At 64.9% G+C, this 20315-nt stretch carries 21 protein-coding genes and 2 tRNA genes; 18 read left to right on the top strand and 5 right to left on the bottom strand.

The window, feature by feature from the left end:
* Nucleotide 1: 1 nt before the first annotated feature.
* The 15 genes from IPI56_06395 (at nt 2) to IPI56_06465 (ending at nt 13307) form a co-directional block, all read left to right on the top strand.
* On the top strand, nt 2-775 hold the full coding sequence (locus IPI56_06395) for a triose-phosphate isomerase (GenBank protein ID MBK7545358.1): 774 nt from the start codon (nt 2-4) through the stop codon (nt 773-775).
* Nucleotides 772-1221, top strand: a complete 450-nt coding sequence (rpiB, locus tag IPI56_06400; protein ID MBK7545359.1) for a ribose 5-phosphate isomerase B — start codon at nt 772-774, stop codon at nt 1219-1221. The genes IPI56_06395 and rpiB overlap by 4 nt, the downstream gene beginning before the upstream one ends.
* Nucleotides 1218-1625: a tetratricopeptide repeat protein gene (locus tag IPI56_06405; GenBank protein MBK7545360.1), complete on the top strand. Its 408-nt coding sequence runs from the start codon at nt 1218-1220 to the stop codon at nt 1623-1625. The genes rpiB and IPI56_06405 overlap by 4 nt, the downstream gene beginning before the upstream one ends.
* Nucleotides 1622-2170, top strand: a complete 549-nt coding sequence (locus IPI56_06410) for a hypothetical protein (protein ID MBK7545361.1) — start codon at nt 1622-1624, stop codon at nt 2168-2170. Before IPI56_06405 ends, IPI56_06410 begins: the two co-directional genes overlap by 4 nt.
* Before the next feature lie 150 nt (nt 2171-2320).
* The gene (locus IPI56_06415; GenBank protein MBK7545362.1) at nt 2321-3403 is read left to right on the top strand and encodes a PilT/PilU family type 4a pilus ATPase; all 1083 of its coding nucleotides are present in this window, start codon (nt 2321-2323) and stop codon (nt 3401-3403) included.
* A gap of 41 nt (nt 3404-3444) precedes the next feature.
* Nucleotides 3445-5073 (top strand): hypothetical protein, encoded by a 1629-nt coding sequence (locus IPI56_06420; GenBank protein MBK7545363.1) that lies wholly within the window; start codon nt 3445-3447, stop codon nt 5071-5073.
* Between the two features lie 34 nt (nt 5074-5107).
* Nucleotides 5108-6943 (top strand): chromosomal replication initiator protein DnaA, encoded by a 1836-nt coding sequence (gene dnaA / locus IPI56_06425; GenBank protein ID MBK7545364.1) that lies wholly within the window; start codon nt 5108-5110, stop codon nt 6941-6943.
* Nucleotides 6944-7002: 59 nt separating this feature from the next.
* Nucleotides 7003-7079: transfer RNA gene (locus IPI56_06430), tRNA-Cys, on the top strand.
* 29 nt (nt 7080-7108) lie between these two features.
* Entirely contained in the window at nt 7109-7504 is a 396-nt protein-coding gene (gene queF / locus IPI56_06435; protein MBK7545365.1) for an NADPH-dependent 7-cyano-7-deazaguanine reductase QueF, read from the top strand.
* A 22-nt stretch (nt 7505-7526) separates the two neighbouring features.
* A tRNA-Val gene (locus IPI56_06440) sits at nt 7527-7600 on the top strand.
* 373 nt (nt 7601-7973) lie between these two features.
* The gene (locus IPI56_06445) at nt 7974-9728 is read left to right on the top strand and encodes a threonine--tRNA ligase (protein MBK7545366.1); all 1755 of its coding nucleotides are present in this window, start codon (nt 7974-7976) and stop codon (nt 9726-9728) included.
* A gap of 24 nt (nt 9729-9752) precedes the next feature.
* Nucleotides 9753-10355, top strand: coding sequence for a peroxiredoxin (locus IPI56_06450; protein MBK7545367.1), 603 nt, complete (start codon nt 9753-9755; stop codon nt 10353-10355).
* Nucleotides 10356-10421: 66 nt separating this feature from the next.
* Nucleotides 10422-11798, top strand: coding sequence for an FAD-dependent oxidoreductase (locus IPI56_06455; protein MBK7545368.1), 1377 nt, complete (start codon nt 10422-10424; stop codon nt 11796-11798).
* Nucleotides 11791-12471: an HAD family phosphatase gene (locus tag IPI56_06460; GenBank protein MBK7545369.1), complete on the top strand. Its 681-nt coding sequence runs from the start codon at nt 11791-11793 to the stop codon at nt 12469-12471. Before IPI56_06455 ends, IPI56_06460 begins: the two co-directional genes overlap by 8 nt.
* A complete protein-coding gene (locus tag IPI56_06465; GenBank protein ID MBK7545370.1) occupies nt 12468-13307 on the top strand; it encodes a transglutaminase family protein in 840 nt (279 codons plus the stop codon). Before IPI56_06460 ends, IPI56_06465 begins: the two co-directional genes overlap by 4 nt.
* Before the next feature lie 6 nt (nt 13308-13313).
* On the opposite strand, the gene IPI56_06470 is transcribed toward IPI56_06465, so the two are convergent.
* Complete coding sequence (locus tag IPI56_06470) at nt 13314-13868, bottom strand: cob(I)yrinic acid a,c-diamide adenosyltransferase (GenBank protein ID MBK7545371.1); 555 nt, start codon at nt 13866-13868, stop codon at nt 13314-13316.
* A 43-nt stretch (nt 13869-13911) separates the two neighbouring features.
* Here IPI56_06470 and nth point away from each other — a divergent pair, with 43 nt between their 5' ends.
* The 3 genes from nth to IPI56_06485 are packed head-to-tail and all read left to right on the top strand — an operon-like array spanning nt 13912 to nt 15519.
* A complete protein-coding gene (gene nth / locus IPI56_06475) occupies nt 13912-14550 on the top strand; it encodes an endonuclease III (protein MBK7545372.1) in 639 nt (212 codons plus the stop codon).
* Nucleotides 14550-14939, top strand: coding sequence for a DUF309 domain-containing protein (locus tag IPI56_06480; protein MBK7545373.1), 390 nt, complete (start codon nt 14550-14552; stop codon nt 14937-14939). Before nth ends, IPI56_06480 begins: the two co-directional genes overlap by 1 nt.
* 55 nt (nt 14940-14994) lie before the next feature.
* Nucleotides 14995-15519: an NUDIX hydrolase gene (locus IPI56_06485; GenBank protein ID MBK7545374.1), complete on the top strand. Its 525-nt coding sequence runs from the start codon at nt 14995-14997 to the stop codon at nt 15517-15519.
* 3 nt (nt 15520-15522) lie between these two features.
* On the opposite strand, the gene lexA is transcribed toward IPI56_06485, so the two are convergent.
* The 4 genes from lexA to IPI56_06505 all read right to left on the bottom strand — a co-directional run bounded on the left by lexA (nt 15523) and on the right by IPI56_06505 (nt 20244).
* Entirely contained in the window at nt 15523-16116 is a 594-nt protein-coding gene (gene lexA, locus IPI56_06490; GenBank protein ID MBK7545375.1) for a repressor LexA, read from the bottom strand.
* Nucleotides 16117-17064: 948 nt separating this feature from the next.
* The gene (locus IPI56_06495; protein MBK7545376.1) at nt 17065-19470 is read right to left on the bottom strand and encodes a hypothetical protein; all 2406 of its coding nucleotides are present in this window, start codon (nt 19468-19470) and stop codon (nt 17065-17067) included.
* Nucleotides 19445-19705, bottom strand: a complete 261-nt coding sequence (locus tag IPI56_06500; protein MBK7545377.1) for a hypothetical protein — start codon at nt 19703-19705, stop codon at nt 19445-19447. Before IPI56_06500 ends, IPI56_06495 begins: the two co-directional genes overlap by 26 nt.
* Nucleotides 19705-20244 carry a hypothetical protein gene (locus tag IPI56_06505; protein ID MBK7545378.1) on the bottom strand — a complete coding sequence of 180 codons (540 nt, stop codon included), beginning with the start codon at nt 20242-20244 and terminating at the stop codon, nt 19705-19707. Before IPI56_06505 ends, IPI56_06500 begins: the two co-directional genes overlap by 1 nt.
* Between the last annotated feature and the right edge of the window lie 71 nt (nt 20245-20315).

Below are 20315 nucleotides of genomic sequence, written 5' to 3' on the forward strand. Positions count from 1 at the left end.
CATGTCACGCAAACCCCTTATGGCCGGCAATTGGAAAATGCACAAAACCATCGCCGAGTCCGTTGACCTTGTTAAGAAATTGGCGTCCTTGACCGGCGCGCCGACCGACCGCGAAATTCTGGTCTGCCCGCCCTTCACGGCGCTCGCCGCCGCCGCCCAGGCCGCCAAGGGCACGGCCGTTCAAGTCGGCGGCCAAAACATGAACGACAATCTCCAGGGCGCCTTCACCGGCGAAGTGGCTCCCGGCATGGTCAAAGACGCCGGGGCGACCCACGTCATCCTGGGCCACTCGGAACGCCGCCAGTTTTACGGGGAGACGGACGCGCTCATCAACAAGAAAGTCCGTTTGGCGCTGGAGCAGGCCCTCACCCCGATTCTTTGCGTGGGCGAAACCCTCTCCGAGCGGGAATCCGCCAAAACTTTCGCCGTCGTGGAACGCCACTTGACGGAAGGCCTCAAAGGGCTGTCGGCCTCCGACGTCGCCCGCGTCGTGATCGCCTATGAACCCGTCTGGGCCATCGGGACGGGGAAAACCGCGACCCCCGAACAAGCCCAGGAAATCCACGGTTTCATTCGCCGCAAACTCGAAGCGCTTTTTGGCAGCGCGGCGGAAAAAGTCCGCGTGCTCTACGGCGGCAGCGTCAAACCCGACAACGTCGACGCTCTCATGGCCCAGCCCGACATCGACGGCGGCCTGGTCGGCGGCGCGAGCCTCAAAGCCGAGGATTTCGCCCGCATCGTCCTTTTCCAAGCGGCCCCGACCCCCGCGCGATGAGAATCGCCCTCGGGGCGGACCACGGGGGTTTCCCGGCCAAGGACGCCCTGGCGCGTCGTTTGATCCGGGCCGGTCACGCGGTCGTGGATTTCGGCACCGACAGCGAAGCCTCCACCGATTACCCCGACTACGCCCGCGCCGTGGGGCGCGCCGTGGCCCGCGGCCGGGTGGACCGCGGCGTTCTGATCTGCGGCACCGGCATCGGCATGAGCATCGCGGCGAACAAAGTGCCGGGGGTTCGGGCGGCGGTGGTCTGGAACGACAAAACAGCGGCCCTCGCCGCCGAGCACAACGGGGCCAACGTCCTTTGCTTGGGCGGCCGCGTGCATTCCAAGGCCGCCATCGCGCGGATGGTGGCCGTCTGGTTGGCGACCCCTTTTGGCGAAGGCCGCCACGCGCGCCGCTTACGGAAAATCGCTCGAATGGAAAAAGGGGGGGACCGATGAAACGACTTATCTCGTGCATCGCTATTGTCGCCGCGACGGCTCTGAACGCGGCCTCTTCGGATTTGCTGAAGGAGGGGCTCCGTCAGGCCAACGCGGGCCAGACCGACCAGGCCCTGGCCACCCTGCGTCAGGCCGCCTCCGCGGACAAAGGCGACGCCGCCGCCCAAACGGCCCTGGGCCTCGTGGCCCTGCAACGTCAACAGTACGCCGAGGCGCAAGCCGCCCTCGAGCGGGCGCTCTCCCTGGACCCCCGATCCGAAACCGCGCTTTTTGCCCTCGGTCTGCTTTTTGAAAAGCAACGCCAACCCGGCGCCGCGCGCTCGGCCTGGCAACGCTTGGCGGCCCTCACCCAGTCCTCCGATTTAAGGGAAATGGCCCAGCGCCATTTGGAACGGCTCGAGTGAAGCGTCTCGCGCTCTCCCTGCTCCTCGCGCTGACAAGCGCTTGCGTCGCCCCGACGCGGGTGGCGACCCGGGCCGGAACCGATTTCAGCCGCGTCCAAACCGTCCTCCTACTCGATTCCGCCACGGCCAGCCGGGCCGTGACCGACGCCTTCGCCCGCGCCCTTCTCGACAAGGGGTACCGCGTGCGCGTCGGCGGTCCCGACAACGGGTCCGCCGATCTTTGGATGGAGGCGGCCGTCACCCAATTTACCCCCGACCGGAAATACCTGGTGCCGCTGCAGGGGAACGGAGGGATCGTGCTGTACCCGGTTCAGGAAATTTCGGGACGCAGCCTTTACCCATCGCCCACCGCCGCCAGCTTGCCGGACGCCCAGGTGGTGATTTCCAACGCCGCCGTTTCGCTCTCGGTCCGCCTTCTGGAACCGCGCACCGGGGACTTGCTTTGGACCGGAGCGGTCACCTACGAGGGCCTGGACATGGACGCCGCGGTGGAGGGTTCGGTCGCCAGCCTTCTCAAGCGGTTTCCCTTAAAGGGGGCGCCGTAAGCCGCTTCCCTATTATTAAGGTTGAAACGGGGAAAAACTTCATACATACTCGAAGAGGAGGATGCCCCACCGCCCGAGCGGCCGCGGCGTCCCCGGGTCCGGAAACACCACGGGGAACGTGGTTGAAACATCACACACAAGGAGGCCACCTTGGCCGTTGACATCAACAAGCTGTTTCAAACCATGATCCGAAGCGGAATCTCGGACATCCATTTCAAGGCGGGCACGCCCCCGATGGTCCGTATCCACGGGAAACTCATGTCCTCCGGGTTCAACAAAATGGGCGCGGAGCACATTGAGGAGCTGGCGAACCTGCTCATGTCCGACAGCCAACGCGAACAGTTCCACGCGGAAAACGAGCTGGACATGTCCTACCACGTTCCCGAACTATCGCGGTTCCGCGTCAACATCTACCGCCAAAAAGGCAGCGTGGCCCTCTCCTTGCGGGTGGTGCCCCTCCAAGTCCAAACCTTCGAGGAACTCAACCTTCCGGGCGACACCCTGCGCAAACTTTGCCAAAACACCCGCGGCATGATCCTCGTGGCGGGCATCACGGGCGCCGGCAAAACCACAACGCTCAACTCGATGGTGGACTACATCAACAAAAATTTCGCCTACAACATGATCACCATCGAAGATCCCATCGAGTATTACCACACGAACGACAAATCCTCCATCGCCCAGCGGGAGGTCAACCACGACACGCCGTCCTTCTCCTCGGCGGTCAAACACCTGTTGCGGCAGGACCCCGACGTTGTCGTCCTGGGGGAAATGCGCGACGTCGAATCCATCCAAGCCGGCATCACCGCCGCCGAGACGGGCCACCTGGTCCTGGGCACCATCCACACCATGGACGCGGCCCAAACCATGGGACGCCTTTTGGAATCGTACCACGCGGCCGAACAGGCGGGCGCCAAAACACGCATCGCCAACGTCCTCCGCGGCATCGTCGCCCAGCGCCTTTTGGAGTCGGCCGACGGCCGCGAGAGGTTCCCGGCCACCGAGATCCTCGTGGTCACGTCCCTCATCCGCAAGCTTTTGATGGAGGACAAATCCGTCGAGGTCAACAAGGCCATTGAGCAGGGGCAATATTACGGCATGCACTCTTTCGATCAGGACATCATCCGGTTGTTCAACGAACACAAGATCACCAAAGAAGAGGCCCTCGACGCATCCACCAATCCGGACGATCTCATGGTCAAAATGAACACGCTCCGCATCGGAGACGTGTAGGATTTCACGCGACATCACGGAATGCGGGCGGAGACCGGTCCATGAGCATTGAACGCTGGGAAATGCTTCTCTCCACGCGGGCGGACAGTTATCTTCTGAAGATTCGCGGACCGCGGGAAGACGTCGAGAAAATCGTGCAAGCGCACCCCGACGTCTGTGGGGAAATTCAGGAAATCACCGACGACACCTTTCAATGGGCCGTTTTTGTGGTGGACGCGCCCCTGAAGGAACGTTTGGCCATTCAAAACGTTGTCATGTCCATGACACGTGACCCCGGCGCGGGGCCGACGGCATCCCACGAATTGGGGAATTTGTTGGACGGGTTAAGCGGCGCTCTGGAAGGCCTCACCAATTTAACCGAAGACGAGCAATCCTTCGTCATGAAGAAGGTGGCTCAAATGCAGGAGGGGGCAATCTCCCCGGGCCCCTTAATTCCACCCGGGATAAAAATCGGTGGTGGCGCTTCCAAGGCCGTGGTGCCCCCGTTGAAACCGGTGGAGAAACCGGCGGCGGCCAAACCGCCGACACCGCCCCCGTCCATGCCCCGTTCCGAAACGCCGGGGCCGGCCCGAACCACTCCTCCCATGCCGCCGGCCGCTCCCCCGCCGCCATCGATTGTGCGCCCGGTTCAGGCGCCGTCTTCCATCCCCAAGGCGCCGCCTCCTTTCTCTCCCAAGGGAACGCCGGCACCGGCCGCCCACGCAGCGCCCCCGCCCCCGTCGGCGACTCAGATACCGCCCCCGCCAATGCGGATACCGCCCCCTCCACCACCGGTCGCGCCCGTCGCGGCTCCGCCTCCTCGGGACATGCCCTCTCCCGCCCCAACCTTCGCTCCGCCGCCGGTGGCCAAGTCGCCGCCCCCTCCGCCCGCTCGGGAGGCGCCTCCGCCTCCCGTTCGCGAAACGCCGCCGCCACCGGCCCCCAAGGCGCCGGCGGTCGAGAACCCGAACGCCAGCGGACGGTTTCAAATCGATTTTGGTTACAACACATCGCCCACACCCCCCGTTGACCCATCGGAGGCCTCGACTCCTGCGATAGAACAGGCCATCGACTCGGGGGGTTTTCAAATCGAAATTACCAACGATTATGGCGAACCCATGGGGGCGACCCATCCGCCCGCCGCAAAATCCCCGGCGCCCCCCCGTACGCCGGGCGTGGAACCCTTGGCCAGCGGCCCGAACGCGGCCCCTGTCGAACCCGTGAAACCGGTGGTGACCCCCTTCGGACCCGCCGCCATCTTGGCCGGCGACAGCGCCCCCGCCAAACCGGCGCCCGTCGCGCCCACCCCGGAGGACACGGCCCTGGCCTCGGCCATCTTTTATCCGGAGGGCACTGAAACAAGCCGCGACAAGTTCGTGCAAATATTGGCGGACATCGCCCAAAAAAAAGCGAAGAAGCCCATCAATTTCCGGTGGGTGAACACCCAGGCGGTGGAAATCGCCCTGGACCACGCCGTGGAATGGATTTGGACGGCCAAAGCGAACGGCGCGGAGTGTTTCTTCGTGATCCTGCCTTCCAACGTACCGCCCGAGGAAATGGAAGGTGTCGTTGTCGAGGCCCAACACGCGGGCATGAAATGCTTCCTGGTTCCGATGTCCGAAATCGGATCCAAGTTGCTTTACATGAACCTGATGGTGGAATTGATGTTGGTCAAGAAGAAAGGCCGTTGACGTCGATGGCGCGCCCCGAGCGGGGAGGGATCCCTTGGTCGAACCCAAGCCCACGTCCACGAACCCGATGAGCTCCGCCGATGAAGCCGCGCCGGCGGCCGGGGCGGGCGACGCCCGTTTGGTGCCGGCGTACCTGTTCGAGGAATTCGTCGTCGGCGCCCACAACCGTTTCCCGCACGCGGCGGCCCTGGCCGTCTCGGAAAACCTCGGAAAGGCCTACAACCCCCTGTTCATCTACGGCCCCGTCGGAATCGGCAAAACCCACCTGATGCAAGCGGTGGGCCACCGCGTCCTCCAGCGGGCCCCCAACACCCGCGTTCTCTACGTCACCGCCCAACAATTCATGACCGAAGTCATCGAACTCCTTCAGGCGGGGAAACTTCAAACCCTGCGCGAACGCTACCGCGCCCTCGATCTGCTGTTGGTGGACGACATCCAATTCCTGGCCACTTCCGAGGCCACCCAGGAGGAGTTCTTTCACACCTTCAACGATCTGCACGCCAGCGGCAAACAGATCATCATGACGTCGGACCGCCCTCCCAAAATGCTCACCACGCTGGAGGACCGCCTGCGCAGCCGTTTTGAATGGGGTCTTATCGCGGACGTGAAACCCACCAATTTGGAAACCCGCATGGCCATTCTGCGGAAAAAAGAGCTTCATCTGAAAGGTCTTCACCTTCCGGACGAAATCATTTTGTACATCGCCACCCGCCTCAAATCGAACGTGCGCGAATTGGAGGGTTTTCTTCGGCGCATACAGGCCTACACCCAATTGAACGCCCAGGAAATCACCTTGCCTCTGGTCCAGGAAATCCTCAAGGAACTGTTGCCTCCGGAGGATTGGACCGACGAAGGGGGAAAAACACCGGCCCCGGCCGAGATCGCGTCGCCGCCCCCCGCCTCGTTTTCGCAGGACATTGAAGAGGCCACGGAGGAAAAGAACCCCGCCTCCCCGCCCCCCGCGGAACAGGTCCGCGTTCCACCCCCCCCCCCCCCGGGGGGGGGGGGGGGCCCCCCCCCCCCGGGGGGGGGCCCCCCGCCTCCGCCGCCCCTGGAGATCAAAGCGCCCCCGCCCCCGGAGGTGCCGGCGGAACCCATGGCCATTCCGGAATTGCCCGATGGTCTCGGGGAAGAAGCCCCGCCCCCCCAAACGCCCAAGATTGTCCATCCGGCCAGGGCGCCGTTCACCCCGGCGCCCATTGTAAGACCGGCACAACCGCCGCGCGTGGAAAGCGGTCCGACACCCAAACCGACTCTTCCAACGATGATGCCGGGCAAGCCCACGCCCTTGCCCGGATCGTCGGGCCCGATGCCGTCCGCTGTGCCTTCACTGCGCCCCGGCGGCCTGAGCGGGGGCCCCCCCCCCATGGCCCCGCGACAGCCCATGCCGCCCGTCAAACCGCCCTCACCGCCGGGCGCGGCCCCCCCGCCGATGGGCCCCGGCGTTTCCGTCCCGGGCGCGCTGTCGCCAAACGCGGCGGCCATCCCCGTCGCCTTTTTCTTTCCCCAAAGCCAGGAAAAAGAACTCGACCGCATGCGCAAAAAATTTGAGGAAATAATTAAGAAACACAAACTCAAATTCACCCTTCATTCCGCCGTGGAGTCGCCTTACCCCCTGGACGCCTCCTTGAACTACGACGACTTCCTTTCCAAATGCACCGAGGCCCAGGTGTCCATCGCCATCGTTCTCGGCCCACCACCGGAAAGCGCCATTCAAGAAACCGTCTTTTTCAACCAACTGCAGGAGGCTCTGGACAAGAACCGGGTCTCCCTTCAAATGGTGCCCTGGGACGAATTGGGGAAGGATTACCGGTTTTTAAACCTCGCCCTCGACATCACCCTGCTGCGCATCAAACAAAAGAAACCATAATCCAATCTTGTCAGGGTCGCTCAAATCTCCTAAAATACGTTTCTGGGTTAGGCTTCCCTGGTGCGGTACCCAAGTGGCCTAAGGGGGAAGTCTGCAAAACTTCTATTCGCCGGTTCAAATCCGGCCCGCACCTCCAATTCGCAGGGACACACGGTGAAAAAAAAGATTCAACGACCGCGCGCGTACACGCAAACCCACGCCCGGTCCGGCGTCGACGCCGCCTTGCCGACGATCGATGTGTTTGAAAATCAGTACCCCGGCTACAGCATCGCGCTGGCCTTCCCGGAATTCACCTCCGTGTGCCCGAAAACGGGTTTACCCGATTTCGGTACCATCACGATTCGATACCAACCGAACCGTTGGTGCCTTGAGACGAAGTCCTTGAAACTCTATTTGAACGCGTTTCGGAATCTGGGCATCTTCACGGAGAATGTGGTGAACCGGGTTTTGGCGTCCGTGGTCAAAGACGCCCGGCCCGTTTGGACGGAGGTGGAAGGCCGGTTCGCTTCACGGGGCGGCATTGAAGCCCGCATCACCGCCCGGCACGGCCGCGTTCGTTGATTTCGTTCTCTTTACTCTTTACGCTCGGTTAGCTCAGTTGGTTAGAGTACCTCCTTGACATGGAGGGGGTCACAGGTTCGAGTCCTGTACCGAGCAGATTTACAAATTCCCTGAAGGGGAATTTGTAAATCTGAAGGGTCCCTGGCATCGGACCTCCGGCGGTTTGCGCCGAGGTTCGGGCGGTACGGCCGACCGTGTCGGCCGCATCCATCAGGGGGGATTCCTCCCGGCGTCGCGGGGGAGCGAAGTCCTGGACCCAAATTCCCTGAAGGGGAATTTGTAAATCGGATGGGTCCCTGGCATCGGACCTCCGGCGGTGTGGGGCGAGGTTCGGGCGGTTCGGGCGGTCCGGCCGACCGTGTCGGCCGCGTCCATCAGGGGGTTTCCTCCCCGCGTCCGCGGGGGGCGAAGTCCTGTAAACCGCCTTAAAGGCGCAATCTCTTTTTCAATTTTCAGGAAAACGGCACCCATGTCCCAACAAACGACCGGCACGCTCAATCGGGAAGATTACCTTTACAAGCTCCGCCATTCCACGACCCACGTCATGGCCCAGGCGGTCCAGGACTTGTTTCCCGGCACCAAATTGACCATCGGCCCGCCGGTGGACGACGGGTTCTATTACGATTTCGACTCGGAACACCGCTTCACCCCCGAGGACCTCGAAAAAATCGAAAAACGCATGCGCGCCATTGTCGAGGGCAACCACCCGTTCGCCATGAGCACCCACAACGCCGGCGAATCCCGGGCCTTCTGGGAAAAGCGGGGGGAGAAATACAAAGTCGAAATCATCGACGACCTCAAAGAACCCACCGTCACCCATTGTTCCCACGACGCTTTCGTCGATCTTTGCCGCGGGCACCACGTCGACACCACCCGGGACATCCGCCACTTCAAACTGACCAAAATCGCCGGCGCCTACTGGCGGGGGGATGAAAAACGCGAACGTCTCCAGCGCATCTACGGCACCGCCTGGCCGTCCGAACAGGAATTGAAGGATTACCTCACTCGTCTCGAAGAAGCCAAAAAACGGGACCACCGGGAATTGGGCCCCCGCCTCGGTCTCTTCTCCATCGAACACGACGAAGGCGGGTCCGGTTTGATTTACTGGCTCCCCAAGGGCACCGCCACCCGACGCATCATCGAAGACACGCTCAAGGACTACCTCACCGCCCACGGCTACGACTTCGTTTGCACCCCGCACGTGGCGCGATCGACCCTTTGGAAAACCTCGGGCCATCTGGATTATTACCGGGACAACATGTACCCCGCCATGGATTTGGAGAACCAGGAGTTCCTCCTCAAACCCATGAACTGCCCGGGCCACATCCTGATTTACAAATCCACCCTCCACTCCTACCGGGAACTGCCGCTCCGCTACGCCGAATTCGGCACCGTCTACCGGTTCGAACGCAGTGGCGTTCTGCACGGCCTCATGCGCGTGCGCGGGTTCACGCAAGACGACGCGCACATCTTTTGCCGCCCCGACCAGGTGGAGGGGGAAGTGGTCGAAATCCTTAAAATCATCACCGACATCCTGGCGATGTTCGGCTTTAAGGATTACGACATCAAATTGTCCACCCGGCCCGAAAAATACTCCGGCACCCTCGAAGGCTGGGCCCAGGCCGAGGGGGCCCTGCGCAAGGCGCTCGAGACCGTGGGGCTCGCTTACACCATCGACCCGGGCGAAGGGGTGTTCTACGGCCCCAAAATCGATTTAAAGATCAAGGATTCTCTTGGCCGCCAGTGGCAATGCTCCACCGTCCAAGTCGATTTCAACAACCCGCAGCGGTTCAACATCACCTACCGCGATGAAAAAGGCGGGGAAACCCAGGTCTTCATGATCCACCGGGCGCTGTTGGGCTCCCTGGAGCGTTTTTTCGGGGTCCTGATCGAGCATTACGCCGGGGCCTTCCCGCTGTGGCTCGCCCCCGTGCAAGCGACGGTGCTGCCCATCTCCGAAAAGTTCCAGGGCTACGCCGACGAGGTCTTGGCCGAATTAAAAAAGGCCGGTCTGCGCGCGACGGTCAACGACGCGGCCGACAAAATCGGCGCCAAGATCCGCGAAGCCACGGTTCAAAAAATCCCTTACATGCTCGTCGTCGGCGGCCGCGAGGCCGAAACGCGCGCCGTGTCCCTGCGCACCCGCGACGGCAAGGACCTCGGCCCCCGGCCCCTGGCCGAAGCCATCCCCTTTTTGCGCGACGAAGTTCAGCGCCGCGCCTAACGCACCGACAAGAGGAGAATACACATGAGCGACGTCGTTCGAGTGGGTCAAACGGTTCCGGATTTCGAGTTGGAGATTTTCGATCCCAAGAAAAACGAGTTCGGGAAAATGGCCTTGGCGGATCTGAAAAAACAAGGCAAGTGGACCGTCTTGGTGTTCTACCCCGCCGACTACACCTTCGTCTGCCCGACCGAATTGGCCGACGTGGCCGACCAGTACGCCGAATTGCAGGCCGCCGGGGCGGAAGTGATCTCGGTGTCCACCGACACCAAGTTCGTGCACCTCGCCTGGCAGCGCGAGGAGAAACTCCTGAAAGACGTGAAATACCCCATGGGCGCGGACACCACCGGCAAGGTCTCCCGCCTCTTCGGCGTGTACGACGAAGCCTCGGGCCTCGCCCTGCGCGGCACCTTCATCATCAATCCCGACGGTAAGTTGGCGTCGAGCGAGGTAAACTTTTACAACGTCGGCCGCAGCGCGGCGGAACTCCTCCGCAAAACCCAGGCCAACGCCCACCTCGCCAAGAACCCCAACGAAGTCTGCCCGGCGAACTGGTCCAAGGGCGGGAAAACGCTCAAGAACCCCGGCGCCGCCATGGTCGGCCGCGTCGCGGAAGCCTTGAAGTAAGGAGAGCGAAAATTCAAACCCACCCTCCCCCGGTGTGACCCGGGGGAGGGTGTTTTTTCATCGACCATGCCAACGGAAATTGAAGACATCGGAACCGAACGTCCCCAGGTCCTCGTGATCGGGGGGGGCTTCGCCGGCGCGGCCGCGGCGGCCCGCCTGGCGGAAGGCGGTCTCGCGGTGACGCTCCTCGAGGAGCGGCCCATTCTCGGCGGTCGCGCCACCTCGTTCAAAGACGGGGTAACCAAACAGGACGTCGACAACGGCCAACACCTCTTTCTCGGGGCCTACCGCGACACGCAGGCGTTTTTGAAACGCTTGGGGGTCCTGGACCGCCTGCGGTTCGAAAAAAACATCGCCGTGACGTTCATCAACCGCGCCGGCCGTCGTTCGCGGCTCGCGCCGCGCCTTTTGCCCGGCCGCCTGGGCCTTCTCTTGGGTGTGTTCCTTTTCCGCGAACTGCGTTTAATAGACAAGCTTTCCCTCCTCTGGGGCCTGTTGCGGGCCCGTCCGCCCCGGGGGGAGGCCGCCTCGAGTCAAACCGTTTCCCGTTGGCTGTCGGCACTCCACCAAACGCCGGGGGCCCGCCGCGCTTTTTGGGATCCCTTGTGCTACGCCGCGCTCAACGAACGCCCCGACCGGGCCTCCGCCGCCGCCTTCGCCGCGGCCCTCAAGGAAGGCTTTCTCGCCTCCGGAAGCGCCAGCGGCTTGGGCCACAGCACCCTGCCTTTGGGGCGATTGTGGACGGTGGAACTGGCGGAGTATTTGAAACGCCGGGGGGGCCGCGTGGCCGCCCGTCTAAAAGCCACGCGCTTGCACATCGAAGGCGATCGTGTCACGGCCGTCGACGTGGAAGGCGAACCGCCCGTGCGGGTCGACGCCGTGGTCCTGGCCACCCCGGTCCGGGAAAGCTGGGACCTGTTGCCGGACTCCCTCAAAAACCGACACCCCCTTTTGGCCCAGGCCGAAGCCTCGCCCATTTTGGCCATCAACCTCTGGTTCTCCCGGTCGCCCTTCGAAGCCCCCTTCGTGGCGCTTTTGGACATGGACCTCCAATGGCTTTTTAACCGCGAGGCCCTGTGGGGACCGGCCGGCCGGGGACAAATCAGCGCCGTTCTTAGCGCGGCGCGAGCGCACGAACAACGCCCCAACGAGGAGTTGATCGCCCTGGCCCTGGCCGACCTGCGGCGCGCCTTCCCCCGTTTCACCGAAGACCCGCGACACGCCACCGTGCTTTGGGAGCGTCGCGCCACACCGTCGCCCACGCCGGCCTTTTGGGCCGCGCGGCCGCCCATCGCCACACCGCTGACCAACTTGGTTTTGGCGGGGGACTGGACCGACGTCGGCCTGCCGCCGACCATCGAAGCCGCCTGTCGCAGCGGTCACCGGGCGGCGGAAGAGTTGCTCCGCACCGTCCAACACACCCCGGAAGCCGCCCGTGCTTAAAGCGATTATCTTCGACTGCGACGGCGTCATCGCCGATTCGGAACACCTGCATTTTTCCCTGTTTCAAAAAGTGTTGGCCGAAGTGGGCGTGCCGCTCACCCAAAAAGAATACGTGGACCACTACCTCGCCATGGACGACAAGGGCTGTTACCGCGCCCTCTTCGCCGCCCACAACAAACCGCTGACCGACTCGGAAATGCACCGCCTCATCGCCCGCAAAACCGACCTTTACAAAAAGACCGCCGCCCAGAGCCTGGTGATCCTGCCGGGCGTGGTGGAGTTCGTCATGGCGGTCTCCCAAAAATACCCGTTGGCCATGGCCTCGGGCGCCCTGCGCGACGAGGTCAAGCTCATGATCGGGGCCGCCGGCATCGACTCCTTTTTCGACGTGGTCGTCGCCGCGGAGGACGTCGTGAACGGCAAACCCGCTCCCGACGCCTATCTCAAAGCGCTCGCGGGGCTCAACGCCAAACACCCCGACCGGCGCATTCAGCCCGGGGAATGCCTGGTGGTGGAAGATTCCAAACACGGCCTGTTGTCGGCGCGCGCCGCCGGCATGAAGTGCGTGGCCGTGACGACCACCTACGCCGCCGAGGAGTTGTCGGCCGCCGACAAAGTGGTGCCCGTGCTCACGGCCGTGCGGGTGAAGGATTTGGAGGCCCTCTTCGCGTGAACCCCGCCGGCTCCCGCCAAGAATTCGCGCGCCTCATCCGCCTCAACGCGGACCGGCTTGATTTGGCCCGGGCGGCCCTGCTTGTCGCCGCGGAGGAATACCCGCTCCTCGACCCCCGGCCTTACCTCGACCGCCTGGACAAATGGGCTTACCGCGTCGTGGAAACCCTGGGCGGCGGCCGGGGCGATCCCCTCGCCACCGTGGCGGCCTTGAACCATGTCCTTTTCGACGAGGAGCGCCTCCGCGGCAACATCAAGGATTACTACGACCCCCGCAACAGTTTCGTCAACGAGGTGATGGACCGCCGCCTGGGCATCCCGATTTCGCTGTCGCTGGTTTATTTGGAAGTGGCCCGGCGCGCGGACCTGCCGGTGGCGGGGGTGGGCCTGCCGGGGCATTTCATCGTGGGCGTGAAAACGCCGGCCCGCACGGTGTTCGTGGACCCGTTCCACGAGGGCGCGGTGTTGACGGAGAAAGATTGCGCCGGGCGTGTGGCGAAGATTTTCGGGGGGCGGATGGCCCTGCGGCCGGAACACCTGGAGCCGGTGTCGCCCCAGTCGGTCCTGGTGCGCCTTTTGAACAACCTCAAAAACATCTACGTGGAATCGCGCTCCCACGCCAAGGCCCACGCGGTGATCGACAAATTGGTCCTGTTGACGCCCGACGATTGGGCCATCGTCCGCGACCGCGGGCTCGTCCGCTTCAACATGAAACAGTTCAAGAGCGCCCTGGCGGACTTGGAGTCCTACCTCAACAACACCGCCGAAGCGCCCGACCGTTCCGCCATTCTCAAGCTCTCCAAATCCATCGCCCGCACCATCGAAAAAAAAGGCTGACTCTCTTTATTCCGGCCCTTTCCATTCCCGTTCCGCGCGTCGCGCGCGGCGGTTGACCCACCGCGCCAACACAAACAGGTAATCCGACAGGCGGTTGATGTAGATCTGGGCCTCCCGCAGGGTGGGGTCGCTTTGCAAAAGGGGGGTGAGCGACCGTTCCGCCCGTCGGGCCACGGTGCGCGCCACGTGAAGGGACGCCCCCGCGGGCGATCCGCCCGGCAGGATAAAATGACGCAGGGGGGGGAGGTCTTCGGAAAGGCGGTCGATTTCCCGTTCGAGCCGGGCGATGTTGTCGGCGGTGATCCGCGGCACGTTTCGGGGGGCGTGACCGCCCCGGCGCGGCGCCGAGAGGTCCGCGCCCAAAACGAACAGTTCCCGCTGGACGTCCAACAGGATCGCGCGCAGAGTCGCGTCGGTCCCCAAGGCCGCGGTCAAACCCAACACGCCGTTCAGTTCGTCCACGTCCCCGTAGGCCTTGACCCGGGGATGGTTTTTCCGGACCCGGACCCCATCGAGCAAAAACGTGTTGCCGCCGTCGCCCACCTTGGTGTAGATTTTCATGGGGCCATTTTAACCGTTCCGCCGTCCGGCGGAAAGCGGTAAAATGCCGTCCATGGCCCCCGACGTTCCCCGCCTGCTGGCCGCGCTGCACCGCCTCTACGACGGGGCGGACTGCGCCCTCCGACACCGGAACGCCTTCGAACTGCTCGTCGCCACGATCCTCTCGGCCCAATGCACGGACGAGCGCGTGAACAAGGTGACTCCCGCCCTCTTCCGCCGATACCCAACCCCCGCAAAAATGGCGAGAGCGCCGCTGAATGACCTGGAGGAGCTCATCCGCTCCACGGGGTTTTTCCGACAAAAAGCCAAATCCCTTTCGGTCACGGCCCAGCGCCTTGCGACGGACCACCGTGGGGAAGTGCCCCGCACCCTGGAGGCCCTGCTGGCGCTGCGGGGCGTCGCCCGCAAGACGGCCAACGTGGTCCTGGGGAACGCTTACGGCATCGCCTCCGGCGTGGTGGTCGACACCCACGTGGGACGGTTGTCACGCCGCCTGGGGCTGACCCGACACACCGACCCCGTCAAAATCGAAAAAGATTTGACAAAGAAAATCCCGACGGCGGACTGGATCTGGTTTTCGCACGCCCTCATCACGCACGGGCGAGCGCTCTGCCTCGCCCGGCGGCCCCGCTGCGGGGACTGCCCGTTGCGGGCCCTCTGCCCCTCGGCGGGGAACGTGTAGTGGACCCGCGCCACCGCGAAGCCGTCGCGCGCTTCAACCGCGGCGACTATTTCGAGGCCCACGACGCCTGGGAAGAAATTTGGAACGAAGCCCCGGAGGCGGAGCGGGGGTTTTACCAGGGCCTCATCCAGGTGACCACGGCGCTCCACCACATGACCCTCGGCAACATGCGGGGGGCCAAACTCCTGCACGGATCGGCCCACGAGCTCCTTTCGCCCTACGGCGATTTCCACGGGGGGGTGGATCTCAAAACCCTGCGCGCCCGGTTCGACGCCGCCCTGGGCGAAATCCTCAAACGACCGTTGGAGTCCCTGGCCGGTCGCGGCCGGCCGGATCTTTTTAAAATCCCGCTCACGGCGGAAAGGCGGTTCCACATTGAGCTTCGTTGACATTTTGCCCCCGCGGTTGGAAAAGAAAATCGAAGAGTCTTTCACGGTGGGGGGGCTGCCCAAAACCTGGTGGCGCGCCTGGGCGGACGACATCCGCCACTGCCGGCGTTGCGGGGGAAAGTTGTTTTGGAAACCGGTGCGGGCGGAAGGGCGGCGGCGCTACGTTTGCGAGCGTTGCGATCGCGTCTCTTACCAAAACCCCAAGATCGTGGCGGCCACCCTGCCCGAACGGAAGGGAAAAATTTTCCTGCTGCGCCGCGCCATCGAACCGGCGCGGGGCCTGTGGACCTTCCCGGCCGGGTTCATGGAGCTGGCGGAAACCGTGGAAGAGGCCGCCCGAAGGGAGACCCGCGAGGAAATTTGCTGCCGCGTGCGGCTTTTCGACGCGCCCCGCGTTTACTCCTACGAGGACGCCGCGGTCGTGACCATTGTCCACCGGGCCCGGGTGGAGGGGCGGGCGCCCCGGCCGGGGGTGGAATCGCTGGAGGTCCGCGCCTTCGCCCCCCGGGACATCCCCTGGGAACAGCTCGCCTTCCGCAGCACTTTTCACGCCCTGCGCGACTGGGCGCGGGGCCTTTGAAAATTAGAAAAAAGTTCGAATCAGGCTGGTGACTTTTCCGACCACCGCGATGTTCCCGCGCAGGATCGGGTAGGCGGGGTTGATGGGTTCCAAAAAGTATTCGCGCCCGCCGCGCCGGAGGCGTTTGACGGTGGATTCGCCGTCGTCCACGGTGGCGACCACGATGTCGCCGTTGTCGGCCACCGGCGTGTGTTGCACCAGCACCATGTCGCTGTCCAAGAGCATCGGCGCCATGCTGTCGCCTTTGACCCGCAGGACGAAATTGGCGCGTTTGGCCATGGCTTCGTCCACCGCGAGGTAGTCCTCAACGTCGGCGATGGCCTCGAGCGGCACGCCCGCGGGCACGCGTCCCAAAATGGGCAGCCTCAGGCTGGCCGTGACCAACCCCCGGGCTTCGAGCACCAGGCCCCGCGCGCGCTCCTGCACCCGCCGCAACACGCCTTTTCGCTCCAGGGCGGCCAGGTGGTCCTGCACCGCCTTGGGGAACACGCGGAAATGACGGGCGATCTCGCGCACGGTGGGGGGAAAGCCCCGGGACTGGATTTGTTGCTGGACGAACTGATAGATTTGGTTTTGACGTTCGGTTAAAGGTTCCATATCAACCACTATACAAAAGAACACATGATTTGCAAGCCCCTTTTGTGTGGCCTTATGCTCGCCCTCGCGCTCGGCGCCCTGGGAGCGGCGACGCTCCACGCCGCCATCGACGGACCGCCGATCTCGGACAACGACTACCGCCTGGCCATCTTGCCGACGGTCACCGTCGGCTCGGCCCGCAAGGTCGCGCTGGGCGGCGCCTACGTGGCCGTGGCCGAAGGGGTCGAAAGCCTTTGGGAAAACCCGGCCGGCGCCGCCTACCGCCGCCCCCGCCAAACCGGCCGCTGGGGCTACGACGCCACGCTCGGGTCCTTCCTCGTCGACGGCGACGACATCGACAACAACGGCAGCCTCTCCGACGTTCAAAAACGCAACGCCGTCCTCAACGTCGGCGGCCTGCTCCGCCACAAGGGGTTCGGCTTCGGTTTTTTCACCGTGGCCCAGCAATACGACGTCGAAACCCCCGGCGGGCTTCAGCGCTTCCACTTCAACGTCTCCGCCATCGATTTCGCTTGGCGCACCCGGAGCCAGGAATTTTTCTACGGACTGGGGATCCGCCCCTTCAGCCTCGAGGCGCGCCCGCGGGGCGGGGGATCGCGCTTTTTGCGGTTGTCCGGCTCGGCGGCCACGGCGGGCGTCCTTTGGAACCCCCGGCGTGGCCCCTGGCGCGTGGGGTTCTCCTACGCCGGCTCGGTCAAGGACGACGGCCGCTTTCCCGCCGACGCCACGAGCACCGTCGTGGTGGAAGGGCTCGTCGTCCCGCGGGAAATCACGATTCCCGTCACCGCCGCCCTGGGCGTGTCCCACACGCGGCGAAACGGGCCCTATTGGGAAAACCGCCCCCTGCTCCTCACCGCGCAGATCGACGTGACGGGGAAAACCCGGGACACCGTGGGCATCGAATCTTTCCTCGAACAAAAGCGCCAGCCCACGGGCCGGCGCGTCACGTTAAACCCCCGGGCCGGGGCCGAATGGGAGTTCCGGCCCCGCCGCCTGCGCCTGCGCGCGGGCACGTACTTTGAGGCGAGCCGCTTCGCGGGCGTGCCGGGGCGGTTGCACGGCACGGGGGGCTTTCAACTGCGCCTGTTCCGGTTTCGTTTCCTCGGCGAGCACCACGTGGCCTTCAACTACGCCGTCGACGGCGCCGCCCGTTATTTCACGCAGTTCTTCGGCCTGGGTTTCTGGGCTTTCTAACCCGTTTAGAATTTCGTCCCGGCAGCGCCTCCACAATTCCAAATATTTCTTGACGTCCCATTCCGCCGCCTCGTCGGCGACGAAGGCCAGGGGCGTGGCCCGGGCCTCGGCGATCTTGTCGCCGGCGGCGGCGATCAAGTAACGCACGGTCTCGCCCGGCCGCAGGCGCACGCCCGACGCCGCCAGGCGGCGCGCGGCCACCGCCGACGGACCGGCGCCCCGGTAATCGGCGGGGTCCCGCGAGAGGGAAAACGTCACCGCCAACTCGTCGGCCGACGCGCGGCCCGCGGCGAGGCGTTCGCGCACGGCCTCGGCAATCGCGGTCAGGCGCCCCGCCCGGGCGCGGCAACCCGCCAAATCGTCGGCCTCGGCCAGCGCCGCCAGCATCTCGTTTTGCATGGCTTTGAATATCGCCGGCGTGTCCCGCCGCCGCAACGCCAGACCCCGGACCTTCAGCGTCCCATCGGCAAAAGCCCCGAAATAGCGGTTCGGAACACCCGACAGCGGGTCCGTCTTGGACGGACAGAACCGCAACCACTTGTAGACGCCCTCAAGGCCCACCGGGGCGCCGACAAAGGACTCCAGGTCGCGCCGCACCGTTTCGCGATCGAGTTCCGCGGGCCCGCGGACCCACACGCAGTCGACGTTGGCGTGCAGCACGCGGAACCCCCGCGCCTCCACGAAATCTTTCGCGCGCAGGAGCGACTCGCGCCCCCAGGCCGTCACGGACTCGTGGGCTTCGATCTTGCCGAAGCGGGCGTTCTTGTAACCGAGGTAGCCGAAACAGGTCACGAGGGTCCATTTGTGCGCGTCGGCGCGGGCCTTGTAGAGGGCGGCCCGGGGGTGGTCCGTTTTGGCGAGACGCTTGTAGGCGGCGCGTTTCTCAAGAATCGGCGCGAGCACCTCGGGGACCAGCCCGCGCCGGCGGCGGCACAGGCGGTGGCCGATCTCCGGCACGACGTCCGCGTCGGCCGGGTCGCAACAGGAACAGTTGACCGTCTCGGGGGAAATGTTGCGGCGCACCATGAGCGTGGGGTACATGGACACGAAATCGTACTCCGCGACCCCCTCGAACCAACCCACGTCCGGCTCGTACACCAGCCCGCCCTTGTCGGCCCGCACCAGATCCGACGCCGGGCGGAAGTCCTCCGTCTGGGCCTTGTCGAGGGGCACCAGGAGCCCCCGCCGGAGCGCGACGTCCAATTGCATCGAGGAGAGCGCGGTGCCGATGCTCACGCGCGCCGTCCGCTGAACGGGGATTTTGGCGATGCGGGCGATTTCAAAGAGGCCGGCGAAACCCGACTCTTTGAAAAAAAAACTGTTCTTCAAATCCAGGTGCCAGCGGCCGAACAGGCGTTGCGCCCCGGCGCGGAACACGGTCTGCCCGTAGGCGACGTAACTGCGTCCGCCGCGCCCCAGGGCGTTGCGGTCCGGGTCCCGCGACAGGCGCAGCGGCCGCCCCGCGCGGCGGGCCCACGCCAGGAGACGGGGGATCAAATAATCGTCGCCCCAATCGGTGGTCAGCACGTCCGGGTCCCATTCGCGGAGGCGGCGATCAAGGCTCTCCAGTTGTTCGGCGGGGTCGCCCTCCAGGGCGTGGGTCAGCCCCTCGTGCCGCAGCACCAGCCCGCCCCGCGCGGCGTGGGCGGGGTTGATCGCGCCGGCGAACTCCGACCCGGCCAAGGCCAGGTGAACGAAGCGCAGCGGCGGCAGCGCGTAATCGCGCGCCCAGGGGTCGTCCCGGAGGCGAAAACCGCGGAGTCGGTCGCCGTCGACGTCGAAATCGCCGAAGGCCAGGGGGAAATGGCCCCGCTCATAGTGGTGGTGCTGTTCGGGAGGGAAATCGGCGTTGTAAAGCGTGAGCCCCGCGCGCTTCAGCCGGTGAACAACGGCGGCGTGACGCGGGGGGGAAACCCGCGCGACCACGACCGGGCGGACCCGCTCGGAATAAAGATCGCTGCCTTCGCCGGGCGCGGCGTCCAGCGGCGCCGGAAACCCCGCCAGCGCTTTTTGCGCCCGCGGCCAATCGGCCGCGTCCACCGCGAAGGGGGCGCGCCAGGGGTCGAAGAAACACGCGCGCGCGCCGTCGGCCATGATCGCCCACAGGCGCATCCCGTCCTCGACGGGATAAACGTCAAAGATCCACCCGCGCCGCGTCACCGGGGGCCTCCCCGTCCGCGACCCGCGCGGCCACGCCCAACAGCATCGCCATAAAAATGCCCTCCATGGGCACCGGCCGGCTCGCCATGGACAGAGGCGCCGCGTGCCGCCGGGCGTAGCGCCACAGACGGTCCCAGGCGGCGCGGTCTTCCTTGCGCAGGGCGCGGCGGAAATCCCGCCACAGGTCCTCCTCCGCGTGGAGCGTTTGGACGATGGTCGGCAACGTGCGGCCCATCAGTGGCTCCCCGCCGACGCCCGCGCGACGCTCCGCGCCCCGGCCAGCAGGCGCGGCGCGAAATCCCCGCGCCCCGGCGGGGCCCGGCGCTCGACCAACAGCGCTAGGACCGGCCGCGCCGTCGCCGCCAGGGCGTCGCGCCAGCGCGTGAAGGCGCGCCGCGCGTCCTCCAGCGGCAAATCGTCATCGTAAAAAGGGGCCAGGGGGTCGGCCAGCACGGCCGGCCCGGCGGGCATCCCCGGCAACCGGCCGACCACGAGCGAGGTCAATTGAAACGCGTTGAAAGTTCGGGCGATCTGAATTTTGGGGAGAACGGCGCGGGGGTCCAGGCGTTGCCGCTGGGCCGCCTTGGCCAGGGCCGGCGCGTCGAAAGTGTTGGCCGCGTCGATCCAGTAAACGGTCGCGGCGTCCGCCAGCCACGGGGCGATGGCCTCCAGCGCCCAGGTGCAGACGCCCCGGGGCCCGGTGAGCGCGTGCAGACCGCCCGGGGCCTCCAGCCGCTCGGAAATCCATCGGATCGGCGCGGGAAGGCGGCTCATTCTTTAACTATACATTTGTACACTATAAAAGACAAGCCAGCGACGACATCGTATAATAGCCACGTGCCGAC

It is taken from the genome of Elusimicrobiota bacterium, assembly GCA_016706425.1.
In the GTDB taxonomy this organism is placed as follows: Bacteria; Elusimicrobiota; Elusimicrobia; order FEN-1173; family FEN-1173; genus JADJJR01.